Origin of the sequence: Marinobacter lipolyticus (genome assembly GCF_018424605.1) — a bacterium.
In the GTDB taxonomy this organism is placed as follows: Bacteria; Pseudomonadota; Gammaproteobacteria; order Pseudomonadales; family Oleiphilaceae; genus Marinobacter; species Marinobacter lipolyticus_B.
This window is the reverse complement of sequence record NZ_QTKT01000001.1, coordinates 75,847-93,291: the sequence shown is the minus strand read 5'-3', so window position 1 is coordinate 93,291 and position 17,445 is coordinate 75,847. Positions and strand designations below refer to the sequence as shown.

General features: G+C 52.6%; 15 protein-coding genes. 4 read left to right on the top strand and 11 right to left on the bottom strand.

Annotated features, from left to right (window positions below):
• Positions 1-25: 25 nt before the first annotated feature.
• The 4 genes from DYI22_RS00445 to DYI22_RS00430 all read right to left on the bottom strand — a co-directional run bounded on the left by DYI22_RS00445 (position 26) and on the right by DYI22_RS00430 (position 4,696).
• A complete protein-coding gene (locus tag DYI22_RS00445) occupies positions 26-1,189 on the bottom strand; it encodes a DegT/DnrJ/EryC1/StrS family aminotransferase (RefSeq protein WP_213476063.1) in 1,164 nt (387 codons plus the stop codon).
• Between the two features lie 21 nt (positions 1,190-1,210).
• Positions 1,211-2,341, bottom strand: coding sequence for a glycosyltransferase family 2 protein (locus DYI22_RS00440; RefSeq protein ID WP_213476062.1), 1,131 nt, complete (start codon positions 2,339-2,341; stop codon positions 1,211-1,213).
• 88 nt (positions 2,342-2,429) lie between these two features.
• Entirely contained in the window at positions 2,430-3,758 is a 1,329-nt protein-coding gene (locus tag DYI22_RS00435) for a phenylacetate--CoA ligase family protein (protein WP_213476061.1), read from the bottom strand.
• Between the two features lie 14 nt (positions 3,759-3,772).
• Entirely contained in the window at positions 3,773-4,696 is a 924-nt protein-coding gene (locus DYI22_RS00430) for a glycosyltransferase (RefSeq protein WP_213476060.1), read from the bottom strand.
• 406 nt (positions 4,697-5,102) lie between these two features.
• On the opposite strand from DYI22_RS00430, the gene DYI22_RS00425 reads away from it, so the two are divergent.
• Entirely contained in the window at positions 5,103-5,972 is an 870-nt protein-coding gene (locus DYI22_RS00425; protein WP_228300718.1) for a polysaccharide deacetylase family protein, read from the top strand.
• The gene (locus DYI22_RS17605; protein WP_213476059.1) at positions 5,969-7,099 is read left to right on the top strand and encodes a glycosyltransferase family 4 protein; all 1,131 of its coding nucleotides are present in this window, start codon (positions 5,969-5,971) and stop codon (positions 7,097-7,099) included. Before DYI22_RS00425 ends, DYI22_RS17605 begins: the two co-directional genes overlap by 4 nt.
• Here DYI22_RS17605 and DYI22_RS00415 read toward each other — a convergent pair.
• The 5 genes from DYI22_RS00415 to DYI22_RS00395 all read right to left on the bottom strand — a co-directional run bounded on the left by DYI22_RS00415 (position 7,069) and on the right by DYI22_RS00395 (position 12,676).
• On the bottom strand, positions 7,069-8,073 hold the full coding sequence (locus tag DYI22_RS00415) for a hypothetical protein (RefSeq protein ID WP_213476058.1): 1,005 nt from the start codon (positions 8,071-8,073) through the stop codon (positions 7,069-7,071). The genes DYI22_RS17605 and DYI22_RS00415 overlap by 31 nt on opposite strands.
• Positions 8,074-8,155: 82 nt before the next feature.
• Positions 8,156-8,881 (bottom strand): sulfotransferase family 2 domain-containing protein, encoded by a 726-nt coding sequence (locus tag DYI22_RS00410; protein ID WP_228300717.1) that lies wholly within the window; start codon positions 8,879-8,881, stop codon positions 8,156-8,158.
• A gap of 20 nt (positions 8,882-8,901) precedes the next feature.
• A complete protein-coding gene (locus DYI22_RS00405; RefSeq protein WP_213476056.1) occupies positions 8,902-10,704 on the bottom strand; it encodes an ABC transporter ATP-binding protein in 1,803 nt (600 codons plus the stop codon).
• Positions 10,705-10,737: 33 nt separating this feature from the next.
• Entirely contained in the window at positions 10,738-11,541 is an 804-nt protein-coding gene (locus DYI22_RS00400) for a polysaccharide pyruvyl transferase family protein (protein WP_213476055.1), read from the bottom strand.
• Entirely contained in the window at positions 11,534-12,676 is a 1,143-nt protein-coding gene (locus tag DYI22_RS00395; RefSeq protein WP_213476054.1) for a glycosyltransferase family 4 protein, read from the bottom strand. Before DYI22_RS00395 ends, DYI22_RS00400 begins: the two co-directional genes overlap by 8 nt.
• A gap of 179 nt (positions 12,677-12,855) precedes the next feature.
• Here DYI22_RS00395 and DYI22_RS00390 point away from each other — a divergent pair, with 179 nt between their 5' ends.
• Positions 12,856-14,004: a glycosyltransferase family 4 protein gene (locus tag DYI22_RS00390; protein WP_213476053.1), complete on the top strand. Its 1,149-nt coding sequence runs from the start codon at positions 12,856-12,858 to the stop codon at positions 14,002-14,004.
• Here the strand turns inward: DYI22_RS00390 and DYI22_RS00385 are convergent.
• On the bottom strand, positions 13,976-14,869 hold the full coding sequence (locus DYI22_RS00385; protein ID WP_213476052.1) for a sulfotransferase: 894 nt from the start codon (positions 14,867-14,869) through the stop codon (positions 13,976-13,978). The genes DYI22_RS00390 and DYI22_RS00385 overlap by 29 nt on opposite strands.
• A gap of 325 nt (positions 14,870-15,194) precedes the next feature.
• On the opposite strand from DYI22_RS00385, the gene DYI22_RS00380 reads away from it, so the two are divergent.
• Positions 15,195-16,112 (top strand): hypothetical protein, encoded by a 918-nt coding sequence (locus DYI22_RS00380; RefSeq protein WP_213476051.1) that lies wholly within the window; start codon positions 15,195-15,197, stop codon positions 16,110-16,112.
• Positions 16,113-16,328: 216 nt separating this feature from the next.
• Here the strand turns inward: DYI22_RS00380 and DYI22_RS00375 are convergent, their stop codons facing one another.
• On the bottom strand, positions 16,329-17,408 hold the full coding sequence (locus DYI22_RS00375; RefSeq protein WP_213476050.1) for an O-antigen ligase family protein: 1,080 nt from the start codon (positions 17,406-17,408) through the stop codon (positions 16,329-16,331).
• Between the last annotated feature and the right edge of the window lie 37 nt (positions 17,409-17,445).

Here is a 17,445-nt window from a genome sequence, read left to right as displayed (position 1 = left end):
TGTACCGAGACTGGTAACCCCGAATTCAGCCGGGGGACAAATCGCCGACGGCTCTTAAAATTCCGGCTATCCGCCTGACATCGGCCCCGGTTACATCCTCGTGGCAGGGCAACGTCAATAATCTCGCGGCGAAATCTGCGGCTACCGGGAACTCGTGTTGGGGTTTAGACAGCGGTATACCGTCCACTCCTGGCAGTGCCACTTCGTATAGGCCATTCGCCCCGACACCCGCTGCGTTCAGCGCCCTGACTACCTCGTCGCGCATTGCCGCGTCCGGTGCAAGTAAAGCGAATCTGAGCCTTGGGTTTTCAGCGATCATGCCTGCCACTCGGAAACGTTCTCTTCCCAACAACACCCAGCCCGCTCGCTCCAGGCACTGCAACTGCTGTTCGTATAGCACATGGGGAGATGATCTTACGGATTGATGTTTTAACCCTGCAGACAGCACTCCAGCTGGAATCTCTCGACGGGTCACTACGCCGTGAGGTTCGAAACGCGTTTTCCCCAGCCCCAGCCCGGGAACTCTCTCTAACAACAGGTAACCAATCCGGCTCATCAACAGGTTAAACAGCACCCGCTTTACCCGCCACAGAAATCCGGTTTGAATCTTCTCCTTGGGCAGGCCTTCGAGGTAGCGCTGCTGCTCGCCCGTCAGACTGCCGCGATGGAGCATGGCGCCCCCACCCATCAGATTAATCGGTTTACCGCGACCAAAACTCAGCACCACAAAGTCGGCGACTCGCTGTCGGGTGCTGTGTGGAGGAAAGCATTGGGCGGAATCTTCAATCAATGCCAAGGAGTGGTCGTTACAGATTTCAGCCAGCTCCTCCAGGCGTTCCGGAATGCCGAGAAGGCCAACACCAACGACAGCAACCGTGCGGTCGGTGACCGCTTCGCTCAGTTGGTGAAGGTCCATAAAGGGCGTTTCAGGGACCAGATCGACCAGGACGGGTTCAGCTCCCTGGGACACTATCGCTGCCACCAGGTCCGGGCAGCCATAAGCCGGGATAATCACCTCGGGTTTTTCAACACCCGGCCGTGCCAGGATGGCAAGGCCTATTGCCATAGCTAACGCATCCGTACCGGACGCGCAGTATTCAGCCTCATAGGCACTGTCCCAGGGCATGGATACCGCAACGGAAGACGGAAGCGGGACACGACTGCCAACCGGTCGCAGTTTACCGTGCATAGACATCATCTCCCGGGCCGGTCAGCGCTGGGATGGCGCCCACACTGTCATACGCTTTCCCGAAAAAAAGCTGATGCAGGCATGGGCGACAGCAAGGTTAACCTGACAGAAAAAATAGGGAATCTTCACCAGCGTATAACGCTGAAGCGTGGGCGACAAATGACCACTGATGGCCAGTCCGTAGAAGACCAGCTGCCCCGCCAGCACCAGCCCGTAGATTCCGCCGTTGCCCGCCAGCAGCACTGAAGTCAGGAGCAGTAACACCTGAAACCATGGTACCGACCAGCGCATCACCTTGTGGCCGAACACCTGAAAGGCAAACAGGCCAAACTTGGCAGGATTCAACACCTCCAGATGCCGACTCAACGCCGTTAGCCCCCGGATAATGGTTCTCACCTTGCGCTGGTACTCTCTGGCGGCATCTGCCACGTCCCGGTAGTAGCCAAGCACGTCGGGCGCGGTGACAGCGACCAGCCCGAGCCGGGCGCAACTCAGCGCGGTGTTGAAATCACTTGGGGAATAGATATCCCACGCATCGCAAACCGAACGGCGGGCCGCGAAAAAGGAGCCACTCAATCCCACCAAGCCGGCCTTACTGGATTCCAGGCCCCGCAACCACATTTCATACCGCACATAGGCCCCTTCACCCGCGACACTGCCGTCCCGGCTGATAAAGCGGTCCTCACTGGATACCGCACCCACGGCGGGATCGTCGAAGTAGCTGACCATGCGCCCTATGGCATCCTCAGGAATAGACGTCGCCACATCCGAAAAAACAAGAATGTCGCCGGTGGCCCGTGAAATCGCCTGTAACTGTGCGTATTCCTTTCCCTTGCGCTCATCGGCCCTGGCAAGCATTACCCCTTTGGAAGCATATTCCTGAACGATCTGATCCGTGCCATCGCTCGATGCATCCGAGGCGATCAGGATCTCAAGATTAGGGTATTCCAGCGCCAGGCAGTTGTTGATTTTTTCGCGGATCCGCTTCTCCTCGTTATGAGCAGTCACAATAAGCGTAACCCGGGGAGACGAAGAGGGAGACGGCGCTTCCGGCCTTCCCCGGCGGGAGGGAGAAAACGACAGAATCAGGGGGTACAAAAAATAGCTGAAAACAGCACCGAGAAGTGACAGCCAGAATACGGTAATGAGCATATGTTCGTTCCCTAAACATCAACCACATAGATCGGGGGTCTTTCCAGACCCGCCTTGATTGCCCTCAAATATTCTGAGGGGAACCACCTCAAATTTTACACTTCACCAGACGCATTTTTCCCGACGGTTCTCTGTCAATAGAGTCTACCAGATTGACGTCAAACGTGATCTGATCGCTGATGTCCCGCCTCAGATCCTCCACCAGCTTTCGGTGCGTCGTTTCTGACCAGTGACTGTTGGGTATGAGGTTGACCGTGATGCGTTCCAGAGACTCCTGAACCACCTGGAATTGCTTAAACGCATTTAAATGTGACTGAATACCCTCAAAGACATAAATAACAGCCTCCGGATGCACCTTCTGCCCTGTTGGTAACGAAATGATGTCGTAGGCACGGCCATGGATACTTTCGATTACCGGTAATGATCGGCCGCATACGCAAGGTCGCTTCGACAGAGTTCCATAGTCTCCCAGCCTGTAACGAATCAATGGCGTGGCCTTATTAAAAAGGTCGGTGACTATCAGTTCGCCGGAGCTGCCCTCATCACTATTCACCTCAACCAACAGATTGTCAGCCATCAGATGCATACTGCCGTGCTCGCATTCATGGGCAATCGAACCGACCTCCCCACAGCCATATTCATTGAAGACCTTGGCACAGAAAGCTTCGCTAATGGTGGATCTTGCACCGTCGGAGAGGATCTCGGACGTGGTTATCACGGAGTTAACTGAAGGGATGGGCCTGAGCCCGTTCTCCAGAATGAAAGCCGCGAACTTCTCGACAACACTTACATACCCATAGATGTAGCGTGGCTCAAACTTCAGGGCAAGTTCATAATATTCCCGCAGGGTTTTGTCGGTAATATCAAATGCCGAAATTCGTTTACGGTTGGCTACTAGGTCGATGAGGGCAGCTTTCCGGCTTCCAAGCTGTGAATGGGGAACCCCCCAGAAGCGCAATTGTGGATCACCGATTCTGACACCTGCCCATTCATACGATCTGGCCGTTGCGCAACGCTCTCTTGCTAACGCAAAGGCATTCTTGAAGAGCTTGACTGGCTCGCCCGTAGATCCCCCGGTAGTCTTGCTGTCGGCAATGATACGGTGTTTTCGAACCGACATGGTTTCCAGGTTTTCAATTAGGTCTCTCTTGCTAATGACTGGAAATCGTTGCAGATCATTCACAGAGCGAAGATCACCGGGATCGATACCGTGTTTCTCAAACAGTTCTCTATAGAAGCTGCTGTTCTCGTAGGCAAAGCTTGTTATTTTTTTTAGATGGTGCAGCTGATATTTCTGAAGATCTGACTCACCGATCCATTGGCGCGCTTTATATCCGGAAAGAAAAAAAGGTATGGGCTCGCCCTTAAGTACGGTGGCGGGATAAAAGAACAATGACTGCGACAACAACCTATTCATAAACCTATCCTCTTTTACCCCAGCGCACGAAAAGCAGAAATCGACCTTCCCACAAAGTATAAATAGGCGACTACAACTTTAAACAAAAAATCCCGAAAACCGTCGTAACTAAATTTCTTTATCACCGATACTGCAAGGAACAAAAAAATAGATCCCAAAGTTACAAAAAACGCAAAAGAAGAGTGGGCGAAGGCGTGATAAAATAAAAATATATGAAGAAAAACAAACAAAACGGACATCATTGCGATCTTAGAATTTAAAAAATACTTCATTTTTTTGAAGTCTGAGATCCCATGCCAAGACTCTCGGGCAATAAAGCTGAACACACCATCCGGGTAGCCCATGTGGTATACCTTTAACTTTTCGTTGCCTTTTATGGTCGCTCCTTTCAAGCGAGCTCTTTGGCAAAACTCATAATCCTCACCAGACGTCATTGATTCATCAAACATCCCTATGTCGCGAAAAACGTCTCGATGGACTATTAAATGGCCAGTACCTAGATGAGTATTCCTTACATCTTTTTCAATTCCTTTATACCACGAAAAAAATGGCTGCCTGAGGTTCTCAGGGACAGAACAGTGAGACCCGGTTATTACTCTATTCACCCTAATATCATTTACGATATTGAGAAATACGCCTCCCCATTCATCACCCAATACAACATCTGAGTCTAAAAAAACAAGTATCTCACCTTTAGATCTTTTAAATCCATGGTTTCTTACTTCTGCTACAGTCTTACCTTTGCTGCGAATTGGGTCTATATTTAACTTCTTAACCTCCTCAAAGCTTCCATCAGTCGACATATTGTCGACAACAACTATTTCATAGATCAGGTTGTTTTTATCAGCCTGTTCCATTATTTTTTTTATAGTGATAGGTATGATCGAAATTTCATTAAAGCAGGGTATGATAAATGACACTTCGATTCTTGGGTTCATAGCTTATCGCTTCATCCTTGCTTACGGTTCAGTCCCTATTGCAAAAGTAGTCTAGTCGAAAATCAATGACAAATCTGCTACCCGGCTAGCGTTTTATTGCGTTTACTCAATGTGCTGGAGCCTGAAGGTAATCTGAAAAATCGAGAGATGACAGCGAAATCCATTACTGGCAAAATCAATCTCGCCAGGGCCTGGGTAAAAAAGGATTAATCAGAGCCGATGATTAGCGCTACGGAGGGATGACGTGGCAACTTTAAGATCCATACTAAAAATAAGTGCTCAAAGCCTTCTTGCGTCGTTTGGTTGGTTTCGGGTCAGGTGCTCTCGCGAGCCCAGACTCTTAATCCTGACTTACCATCGAATCCTACCGATCGACCATCCCCACAGAAACCAAGAACAGCCGGGAATGGTGACCTCCCCGGACGCCTTGCGTAATCATATCAAGCTGATAACAGGCCTCGGCGCCAATCCGGTCCACCTCGACGAATGGCTTGAGAAAAGCTCCAGAGGTGCGGAACTACCACCACTTTCTGTGGCATTTACCTTTGATGACGGATGGCAAGACAACTTCGAACACGCCTTCCCCGTGCTTCGTGCCAACGACATTCCTTTTACGATCTTTCTTGTCTCAAAACTGATCGATACTGACAGAACATTCTGGCCGGAACAGGTACTCCAGCTGCTGACAGCCGACAATGTCCCCTGGGAGGATGACTGTTTTCAATGGCTGACGTCCGCCATGGACGCCGTCATCAATCCACCCGCGCGCTTGCCACTTGAGCTCGCGGATGCCGACAGTGTGATCGGAGAGCTGAAAGCTCTGGATGACGAAACCATCTACCGGAATCTGGCTCTTGTTTACCAGGCACATCCGCATCTGGCGCCCCCACACCACTCCCGGGCCATCCTGAACACTGCTGAACTGGCCGACATGGCGGCCAGTGGGCTTGCCCGCTATGGCGCTCATACCCAGCACCATTATCGCCTGAACAGGCTCGCTGATGAGAGCCAGCTCGAGCGGGAAATACTGGCATGCATGGATGACATACGGTCGCTGGGCACTGCTCATACGGACATATTCTGTTATCCGAACGGAGATATAACGCACAAGGGCAAGGATCTGGTCAAATCCCGTTACAAGGCAGCGTGTACGACCAAGACCGGCTGGAACCGCGAAGGCTGCGATCCCTACGATCTCCATCGCTTCAATCTGCATGACGGAAACAGTTACAGTCCACAGCGGCTGCTGGCGACCATTGGGCGCGGCTTGCTGTGAATCAACCTTGTCAGAATCCTGTCGTCACCCACATCATATCCGGGGATCTCTGGGCGGGCGCAGAAGCCCAGGTTTTTAACCTGTGCGATGCGCTTCAAGCCTCCGGAAACGTCAGCGTTACCGCCGTGGTTTTCAACGCCGGTATCCTGCAGGAAAAGCTCCTCGCGCTCGGCATCCCGGTATCTCTGGCCGACGAGACACTGCTTGGGCCCCTGGCAATCGCCAAAGCCATTGCCAACCACTGCCGAGAGCATCAATCACAGGTGGTGCATACCCATGGCTTCAAAGAGAATGTCCTCGGCATTGTAGGCAAAGAACTTTCCCGTACCCCCGCCTCGGTTCGCACGGTACACGGCAACCCCGAAACTGCAGCGTCTTTTCTCAAGCCTCACAGATGGCTTGTCAATAAGCTGGATATCCTTCTGGGCCGCAGCCGTCAGCAGGCGGTGATTGCCGTTTCCAGCCAACTGGAACAGAAGCTGAAGACCCTGTTTCCCGGCAAGGTGCAGAAAATCTCCAATTTTCTGGACGTTGAAAGCCTCAGACGTGCGTGGGTAGACGGCGCCGCAGGCGAGAAAACCGGCTTAAGGATTGGTATCGTGGGGCGCCTGGTGCCGGTGAAACGCGTGGATTTGTTCATTGAAACCATCGCCCAACTCAACGAGCGGGGAATCGCCTGTGAGGGCATCATTATCGGAAATGGGCCGCTCGAAGCCCGTCTGCGGGAACTGGCAACCACAAAAGGAGTGGCGGACCGTATCACCTTCCGGGGATTTGTCGATCCGATACATCCGGAACTGCAAACCCTCGATGCCCTGCTGATGCCCTCCGATCACGAAGGGCTGCCTATGACCCTGATCGAGGCCCTGGCACTGGAAGTGCCGGTGGCGGCCCATAACACCGGGGGCATACCGGAAGTGCTGGCGGAGGGCGCGGGCGGCTGGCTCGTGGACGATCATTCACCCACCGGCTATGCCAACGCACTGCATACCCTGCTCACCTCGCCCCAGCTCACGGAAGAACGAAAACGCACAGGCCTTGAAACCGTCAAGCTCCAGTTCGACCGAAGCGCCCAAACCGAAAAATATCTGGAAATCTACAGCGCCCTGGCTAACAGGGATCGGTAAAGGTCCTCATGCTGTGTGGCGACATTTTCCCAGGCGAGCTCAGTTGCCGCGTATTCTCTGTTTTCTGCACCCAATGACGTGTTTGCCAACCGAATTGTATCCAGAACCGCTGCCTTCAGGGAGCCGTGATCGAAGGGGGTAAACACCGGATTGCCCCGCCGGCTCAGTTCTTCTCCGATCACACCGATATCCGGCCCCATGACAACTTTCCCGAAAGTAAAGCCAAGGGCGACATTGCCCGAATTCAACGTATCGATCCGCGGAATCAGCAAGGCGCTGCTATCGGAGACAATCGCCGCGACGCGTTCGTCGGGAATTTTTCCCGGGATCACGCGTATGTTCCTGCGGACGAAGAGCGGCGCCTGCATCTGGTAGTAACGCAGTTTTCTGCGTGAACCTGAATTGATTCTACCTGCAATGACCAGGTCTCCCCCCAGAGCTGCCAGCGCATCGGCCACACGGCAGATCAGCTTCACTTCCGCGGGCTTCCTTACGGCTCCGAAACACAACAGGGTGAAGCGCTTGCGCTTCGTTATGTCGATAGCCTCGCCGCTACTCAAGGCCCTGAATACGTCGTAGTTGCCGTGGGGAATCACGCAATGCCGGGCCGAATGGGTGGCCTTTCCGGTCGCTTTCATAGCAGGAATGGAGGCATGGCCGAGATGAACGAAGGCATCCAGATTCCGGTAAACGCAGTCGTAAAGCCTGGAGGAGAGTGCATTCGCCAGAACGTGTGGTGATTCGTTATGAACGGTTCCTACCAGCTGAATTCCGCGGGTACGGCAGTATGAGAGCCGTTCATTCAATTGCTGCAGGCCTTTCGCCGTGCAGTCCGCATTCCAGCCAAAAATGGCCTCGGGCCATTGGAAATGGACCACATCGTAATCCAGAGTATCGTCGTCCAGGAACGCCTTATGGCTCTGTACACAGGTTAGGCCTGGACGCTCATTGAGCGACCTGACCAGCTCGGACACGTAAGGATTACCGGATCGAGGGCACGCAACGAGCACTCTGAGAGGTGTTGTCATTGGTTTCGCAAGCTCCCGGCTCAACCGTTCAAAATGCGTATCCGAACGCCTTTAAAACACCTTCTTTGTACACTTCCACTTTACGACGGGTCTTGGGCGTATACAGGGATCGATAGTCCTTTCCGGATCTTGCTTTGGTGGTGTTGATCTTCGGTATGACCGGAGGATTCTGGACACCCGCAGCTTTCAACACCCTCGAGAAATCGTCCTGCAGTTGCTCGAACCTCATGACATGATCGACACCCTGAACGAAGGAGTCTTCCACCTGGACCTGCCTTCCCATAAGGCGCCGGGCGAGGCTTCGCGCCTTATTCATCGGGCGGTTTTGCAGATGAAAAGGCAGGTCGGGATAAAAGCGGTTGATCCATTGATCAAACGTCATGTTGCGGACCAGCTTGAGGTCGTCTGCATAGCCCGGAACCTTGTATACCCAGGAGTCCGGATCATCCAGCTCCTCCTGGTAACCCCGGTGCAATTTATAGTAAAGGGAGACCAACGAGTCGAACGGGTTTCTCACCGCGGTAAACGTAACCAGCTGCTTCCGCTCCTGCTCCGTGAGGAGATTGTGCTGGAGCAATTGCTGCAGGGTGCAGTGCTTCTTTTGCACAACAAAAAGGCCGTTCTTGTCGAGCAGGTCTTCATGGGGTAACCATTCGCCTCCGAGCTCTTCCATAAGCACGCTGCCGATAGCCGTACACCCGGTGCGCGGTGCCATCAGAAACAACAGACCGTGCTCCCTGCAAATAATCGCCATGCCAAGTTCCTTCTTAATGATCAGATATGGGAGGTCATTTCCCGAAATACACTGTTGCTTTCCACGAGTTCGTCGTAACGGCCGGTCGCTGAGATTCGGCCCGCTTCCATCAGCACAATCTCGTCACAGGCCTGCACGGTCGAGAGCCGGTGTGCAATCAGAATGATGGTTTTCTTCTTGCTCAGCCGGTTAACCGCATCCATCACCGCCCGTTCCGTCAGATTATCCAGCGCGCTGGTCGCCTCATCGAGAATCAGTACTCCTGGATCATGGTAAAGGGCACGGGCAATGCCAATTCGTTGTCGCTGGCCACCGGAAAGCCGTACCCCTTTTTCGCCAATGCGGGTCTGGTACCCCTCCGGCAATTCGCTCATGATGAAGTCGTGAAGGTTTGCAATCCTCGCCGCCTTCTCGACAGCGGCCTGGTCGATATCAGTTTCCTCGATTCCGAACGCAATATTGCCGGCCACGGTGTTATCCGTCAGGAAAATCTGTTGTGGCACATAACCGATCTTATCCTGCCATGAGCGGATGTTTGCGGAATCGATAGCGACCCCGCCAATGATCAATTCGCCCCGTTCTGGAGACAACAGGCCCAGCAGCACGTCTACCAGCGTGGTCTTGCCCGAACCGGTGGGGCCGACGATACCCACTGTCGAATACGGACGGATGGTCAGATTAATGTCAGCAAGCGCCTTTCTGTCGGCGCCCGGGTAGGCATAGAAAACCTGTCGGAACCGGATCTCTGGTTCTTCCAGGCCCGGCCATTTCTTAACGTCTGCCCCTCTCATCGGTCGCGAGGTTTGTTCCAGCCGTCTCAAATCGTTGTAAACGGAATCAAGAACAGATTCCGTTACGCGAATTTCAGTCAGGTGCCGATAGACAGCCTGCAATTCAGGCATCAGCCGGTAGCCCGCAAGAGCAAACAGTGACAGTACTGGCAGAGCATTCTGGACACTGCCGTAAACTCCCAGGAAGTAGATCACGATGGCAATCATCCCGGAGAAAATCAGGCCCTGCATTGCCAGAGGGGGAAGCTCGGCGGTTACTCTGGCCCTGGCGATATGTTTTGCCATGTTCTGTGAGGCCAGCCGGAATCGTTCAACCGCCTGGGCCTCGCGCCCGATAATAAAAAGGTCCTTGATGCCTCCGAAACTTTCCTGCACTACCCGGTACCGCTTCTGATTGGCTCTGTGCCGCCGCTGGCCAAGAATCGACAGTGTTTTCCGGGACAGCATGTAGATGGCTCCGTAAGCAAACCCGATAACAGTCACTGCAATCAGGGCCAGTGCCGGGTCAGTCACCACAAGCAGCCCAAACAGCGACAACACAATCAGCAACTTGGTGATCATTTGCATGGCCGGGAACAGAGCACCGTTGATAACCTGGGCCGCTTCCGAGAGCACGCTGGTCGACATGCGTGCGGTGTGCTGATTCAGGTACCACTGATACGGTTGATGGAGATAGGCCTTCATCAGCCGGTAACTGACAGAATGACTGCGTAAGGTGGAAAACTTTACCTGAACCCAGATGCCAATGGCGCGCACGGCCAGTGAGGTCAGCAAAAGCGCGATTACGCCCAGACCAAGGGCAATAATGAACTCCTCATCGTCGAGAAAGCCAAACCATTCACGCAGTGTGGCAAGAAAGGGGTTTTCGGTTACCGACTCCGGATTCGACACAGCCGACATGAAGGGCAGAATAGATGCCACCCCGACCACCTCTGCGCCGGCCACAACGATGGAGAACAGAAAAACGAACACGGCCTGAATGCGCTCTCGCCGATCCAGTATGCCGAAAAGTTGCCGAAAAGTTTTGAGCATTGGGCACCTGTGCGCTGTAAAAAAACGTGAGTTCTAGGCTTTAGTATAGAAATCAACGGGGAAAACCTCCTCCAGTTTCTCCGAAGAATAGTTCGCTGGCAGTGCGCTCCCTTTCATTCTGATGGCCTGCTCAAAACTTGTCGCAATGTCTACCTGACTTCTCATGGTTCCCTCATAGTAATCCAGGTACTTGAACTGTTTTTTCTCATCCGCCTTTGGCAACACCAATACCGCCGGAACGCCATACGCTTCGGCCAGAATGACGCCATGAAGTGATGACGAGATAACTTTCCCGGCCGAAACGATGTTCCTCAGAACCTGGGTATAACTCTGCAGTGGTGAAACCAGATTGTCCGCCCCCTCGAAGTGGGCCAGATCGTGATAATGGGGTATGACAATGAACTCTTTGCTCACCGAAAACGGCCGCGGCGGTTTCAGGTACCTGGGCGCCAACAGCGCTGGATCGCCATAAATCGCCGGGCAGTCTATTCCCCTGTCTAAAAGAAACCCGCGGGTTCGAGGCCCCCGAACGGCCCTGACATCCAGTGAAGAGAAGCGGTGTGAGGCATCCGCGGCCTTGCCGTTGACCCCGGTGCCCCAGATCACATCATCGTCCTGGGCGAAGTGCATGATCGACCCGATCGCCAGCATTTTTTTCTGCCCCCGGGGCGATCCCCAGTCAGCCTGCGGAAATCGGGTGCGCAGGATGGCAGCAACCAGCGCGGGCGATAACTCGTCGCCGAAATTGCGGAACCGGAAATTCCGTCGGTAAAAGTACAGGCCGGGCGGCCGGCGCCGGGCCAGAAGCAGCACCTTGTCTTCAAGACGGCTAAGCATAGGCAACATCCGCACCGAGAGACGCTTTAAACACACTCAGCGTGCGGTCGACATTGTGCGGCCAACTGAACCGGGTCTGGATATCCTGCCAACCTTGCCGGCCAATCCGGGATGCCTCCTCGCCGTGATCCCGCAGCCAGAGCAACTGCGCGAGGATATCTTCCGGCGCATCCGAACACAGGAGCCCATTCTGGCGATGGGCGATCAGTTCGGCCATCTGGGCCCGATTGGACGTCACCACCGGCACCATGCAGGCCATGTACTCGAAGAGTTTCATGGGTGAGTTGTGAAACCCATACGGTGACCAGGGATAATCCGGGTGAAGCGCCACACACGCATCCGAAGCGCAAACGGCGTCGATTATGCCCTGGCGATCGAGGTGCTCGCGGATCTCGACATTTGGGCCGGAGGGCAGTGACTCGGTACGCTGATTCACTGCCAGCACAAAGCGGATGTCCGGGGCGAGTTCCCGGGCAAGCGTGATGGCGCCGGACATCAGGTCCATACCCTGCCATGGGTAAATAGCGCTGCCACTGTAAAACACCGTGAAGGCATTATCTTTTCGCATTGAGCGGCGGGCCTGAATATCCTCTTCGGCGATCAGCGGCCCCCCGTTGGGCATGACGACCGCGTTGCGGATGCCCAGCCCGTGCTCTGCATAGCGTCCCAATGCCGAAGATACGCAGATGGCGGCACTGACTTTCCGTGCCAGTGACTTACGCAGTAACTCTTCGCGAAAGATGCCGAATTTCTTGCGGTTGGCGTGGACCCACCGACGGGCGATCCGTATCGGGGATTCCGTTTCACCTGCTTGACGGCCACCCAGCCAGGAATACGCCAGCGTTTCATTTGCTGGTGAGTTGATTTCCCATACCACGGGAATGTCATCGGCCAGTGACATGCAGTCAATAGCCTGGGGCCAGTCAGACAGGAAGCGGGCGTCGATCCGAACGTAGAGTACGTCGATGGCTTCGATAAAAGCCCGGATTGCTCCAGAATCACCACTGGAAAAGTTCCTTGCCCCGGGTGCTGTCGGGTCGTCGAGAACGCACACCTGGTGACCGGCGTTGAGAAAACCCTGTGTCAGTTCAAGGGCGTGGACGTGATTACCACCTTTCGGAGGAAAGATGTTCAAGTTATAGAGGTACCCTATATTCAAGTCTGATCTCCTTATCAGAACCCTGCCCGCAAACCGGTGGTTGGCGGCTCGCCATTCTGGCATGATAACGCTCGCCGGGCAGACACCAAATGCTATCATCAGGCCAGCAATTTGTCTGCAGTACAACGTGATGTGATTCAGCAACGGAAGCTAAAATGACCGCAAGAACAACCGGAAATCTGCTGTTGGTATCCAATTATGCCTCTGATGTTGGATACGCCTGGTGGCTGATGGAACATTTCTGGGTTCTGCTCGCAGAACACGTCGCGAAGAAAGGAAAAAGCGCCTATCTTGCCTACCCGGAAATCAACACCCTGCCCTCAACCATACAGAACAGCCCGATTCACGTTGTTAAAATGAGCGTACCAGGCTCTTCCCGCGACCAAAAACAGTCACTCCGAGCCTTCATCAAGGCTAACCGCATTACCGATATCTATTTCACCGACAGACCATGGTTCAGCCCGGATTATCTGTTTCTACGGCAGTGCGGCGTCAAGAATATTGTGGTGCATGACCACACGCCCGGTGACCGACCACCAGTAACCGGTTTGAAAGGGTTCCTGAAGGCAGTTCGCCACCGGCTACCGTGGGTTTGCGCCGACACCCAGTTTAACGTGTCGGAGCACATGCGAAACCGAAGCATCACCAACGCCCGCATTCCTGCCGAAAAGTGCATTGCGGTCCAGAATGGCACACCACCCGTGCAGAATGCACCCGATCAACGGCTGCTTTCCCGCTCTTTGCTCAATCTTCCCGAAGACGCCTTTGTGTGTATCACGACCGGGCGTGCTCACCCCTATAAGCGGTTCGATTTTGTCATCGAGACCGCAGAGGCCCTCACCCGCCGGAATCCGGATCTTCCAGTGGTTTTCCTGCTGATCGGTGATGGCCCTGCGATGGACAGCCTTCAGCAACTGGTGCAGCACAAAGGTCTGGAGAATACTGTCCGATTACTCGGGTTCCGATCTGATACCAGAAAACTGCTTCCCGCGGCGGATGTTGCAATGCATGCCGCTCTGGGAGAAGGTTTCTCGTTATCCATCGTTGAATACATGAGCGCCTCCTTGCCGGTGCTGGTGCCCAATATACCGTCCGTCAAGCAGGCCATTGCTCATGGTGAATCCGGCTATGTGTTCGCCAAAGACGACCCGGACGCCGCCGCCGGTTACCTGAGCACCCTGCTCCACAACGCCGAGTTAAGGGTCAGACTGGGCGCCAACGCACACCGTATAGCCGACGCCAATTACACGCTCGACACCTGTGGCGAAAAATTTCTCAGGGCCTGCGAACAGGCATTCGAGTAACCACAATGTCATCGCTCTCTGCCTGATAGCCTTTCTTCAGGAGTGTTGGCCGTAATACCTCATCCAGAATCTGGTGCTCATCCTCGGATATTTCCTGCAGAAGGTGCCTGGTCAGATCCTCCTTCGGCCCCGGAAGAACCGAATAATCAGGCGGCGAAAGGCCCAAAAATTCAGCAGCTTCCCGCACCATAGGAGCTGGGTGCTGCCACCAGTCTTCGTACCGCAGCTCAAGCACCGACCCCGGCATGGTCTCCGCCAACAAATCCATACGCTGCATCGTCCAGACCCAGTACTGCGCCATTTTTCTGAGAACGTCGCGGAAGTGTATTGGGCAGTTGAATTCAATGTACTTCGCCGGTGAGCGGATTATCCTGCTCCACTCGAGCCGGGCGGTAATATAGCTAGCCAGCCTTCCGTCACGAATGAAATGGATAAACCTGGCATCGGGAAACGTTAGAGAGATGTCCGGAGCCAATGCTGCCAGCATGCCACTGTCATTCAGCAGGTTCTTCCCGCCCGTCAGCCATTGGTAAGCACCCAGCTGCGCTCTTGCACGCTCGAATGTATGACCATATTCATCTTTGACACTTCGGATAAATTCGTCGGGGGATACCCAGATGGGTGGAACGGGCGCATGGGAGGAGATCCAGGGAAAATGCCCACGGAACCACAACTCGCCATTGCCTTCACCTGGATAGATGGAGAGGTCAAGATTCCCCAAGAGCTGGACTGCAGTAGATTTCCCGGAATTATTGAACCCGACAACGAAAACCGGCTCTTTGAGAGACCTAGAAAAATACCCCTGATGAACGAGGCCAAATTTTCGAGCGAAGCCGACCTTAAGATGCCTATTCCTAAAATGCATACAAAAACCATCCTTGCTTTTAGGAATTGTAACCCCTTTGGAACACTCTGCAAATATTTGTGCCGAAACAGTTAGCTAGCGAGATTTCTCAATTTCTGCTCGGTACCACTTAATGGTTTCCGGATAACCTCCAACTCAATGGATCATATATATCATTTTGGAATATAAGCGCCGACAAAATTCAGAATCCTGATTTACGCTTTACTTTCATAGTTTTGAGGATCCCTTCACGTAAAAAATAACTAAATTTAAATTACCCGACAAAGTAAAATTTAGTTAAATGGGCTAGACTCGTAAGAGCATTTACTCATGCGAGGCCATCATCATGAAGATCAAGGTTCACAATGTCGCAACAGCTGCTGGCGTAGCTCTTGCCATGTTGTTCGCAACGCCCACTCACTCCGAAATTTTGCTTCAGGATTCCTTTGAGTCCGGCAATATGTCCGCAACCAATAGCGAAGGTTTCCGCTGGTCCAGAAACAATAGAACCTCTATCGTAACGGAAGAGGCAGCTGTCTATAACAATGGTGAAATATATAACCCACCACCTCACAGTCCCGATTGGACAGCAAAACACGGAGATCACAGCCTGCGTTTTAGGTACCCTGCCGGCCAACCTATGTCCGAACAACGCTTTTCATTAGGCGGAAGTTATAAAGAAATTTGGTTTAGGTATTGGATCAGAGTGCCGGATAACTACAACCACCCGAGTTCGTCTCCTTCAAACAACAAGTTTTTTGCGGTGTGGATGGATGAGTATTCCTCTAAGGGGGACGGACCAACTGCGTTCTGGAACCTGATAAGTGCGGGTTCAGGTGATAGCACTATCGCTTACTCCTATAGTGAAGGGTCGTATTCCGTTGCGGGCCCTCAGAGCCAATTGAAACAGTTCATCAGTGTGCCCGAAGACCGTGGAAGATGGATGCAAGTGGTAATTCATGTGAGAGCGTCCACCAGGTCCGATCGCTCTGACGGTGTAATCGAGCTCTGGCGGCGTTGGGAAAATGAAAGTAAGTTCACCAAGTACCATGAAGACACCAGCGCCAGGCTCCCAATTCCTGGAGGTGGCCCGCAAGGCTGGAGTGCTGGCTATATTATGGGCTGGGCGAATGCCGCTTATAGAGAAGACACCGAATGGCTATTGGATCAGTTTACAGTTTCAACTACTTCATTGCTCGACGGAGGGGAATCCGCCGCTCCGGAGGGGGCACTGCCTAATCCGCCCGAACTCAATGTCAACTAGAGTTGCCGGCGAGTGCTGACTGTAACAGAAGTCAGTTAGCACTCGCAGCACGATTGCGGTAACAACAAAACCCTTCTACGGCCAAAAATCACTGGTACTCTTTACCCCCATACCGTAGGCCTCCCTCTTTGCACTAGCACGACAACCGATTTACTATATTCTCTAAAAATATCGACATTGTAATAATGTTTACATTATTTACAAATAGTCTAAAAATTATTCCTGCCTTAGTCTCCGTCCATTCTTTATTTTTTGGATGCGGAAGCCGTTCATCATCGAAACTAGGAGTGCAAGATGAATCCAAAGAAACGGGTAGTAGGCCACCGTAACAAACTGACCAGCGACCAAAAAACCAATCAGAGAAAGATTAGCGCAACGTCCCACAAGTTTTTCGTCAGCGCCATCGCAACCCATGAGCCTGAAGCCTTTTGCTTTTCTCAGCGCAATTACTATGACTCCAAGAAACACAACCAGCCCTAAAATACCTGCATCCGTCCCCACCTGAACAAAAATATTATGGGGAAGCTCAGCCTTTCCAATCAAAATATCGTCCGGGTAATACTTTTCATAATATGGGGCGAAATTATAGAAACCCACTCCCAATAATGGATTGTCTTTAATCATATCTAGGCCATTTTCCCAATATAACATCCGTTGCCTAGAGGTCGTATCTTCGCCAATAGAGGAAAATCGATCCTTTTGCTCTTGCGGAAGAAAAGACCACATCATTAAAAACGCAAGTGCAACTGCAATAAAAACTTTTGGTTGAAAAAGTGTTCTGTAATTCATTATCAGAAGCTGACAGATGAGGGCTAGCTGTGCCCCTCTTGAGCTCGCTCCCAGAATGACCATTATTGCAGTGACTGGCATGACCATAAGGGCCCAATACCAGGCTCGGCTGATTCGGGGTTTAAGAACATGGCAAAAAGCCCAGGCAATCGGCCAAAAGACGAGCATTTGTATGGCAAGTTCACCGGAGTTTTCAAAAAAACCAGGCGGCCCTTTCAGTCCCCAATTCGTGAATGAGAACCCTCTTTTTGCCCACACCATCGATAAAGCAAGAGAAATCTTGAATGAGGAAACAAGAAAAATACAAACAAATATAAAGAATCTTCGCCTAGAATTTACAATATTTATTATTAGAAAATAAACCACAACCCAAAGGTAGTATTTATCAATATTTTCAAAAGCAATATCCGGAAAATAAGCAAGATAACTTGAGGCTAGAATCACCAACAGAAAAAGGATCAGCAAAACATTGACTGGAGAAGAAACCCATCGAACGGTCTTATCCATGAAGCAGCCCAGAAGAGCGCCCAGCACCACCAACTGA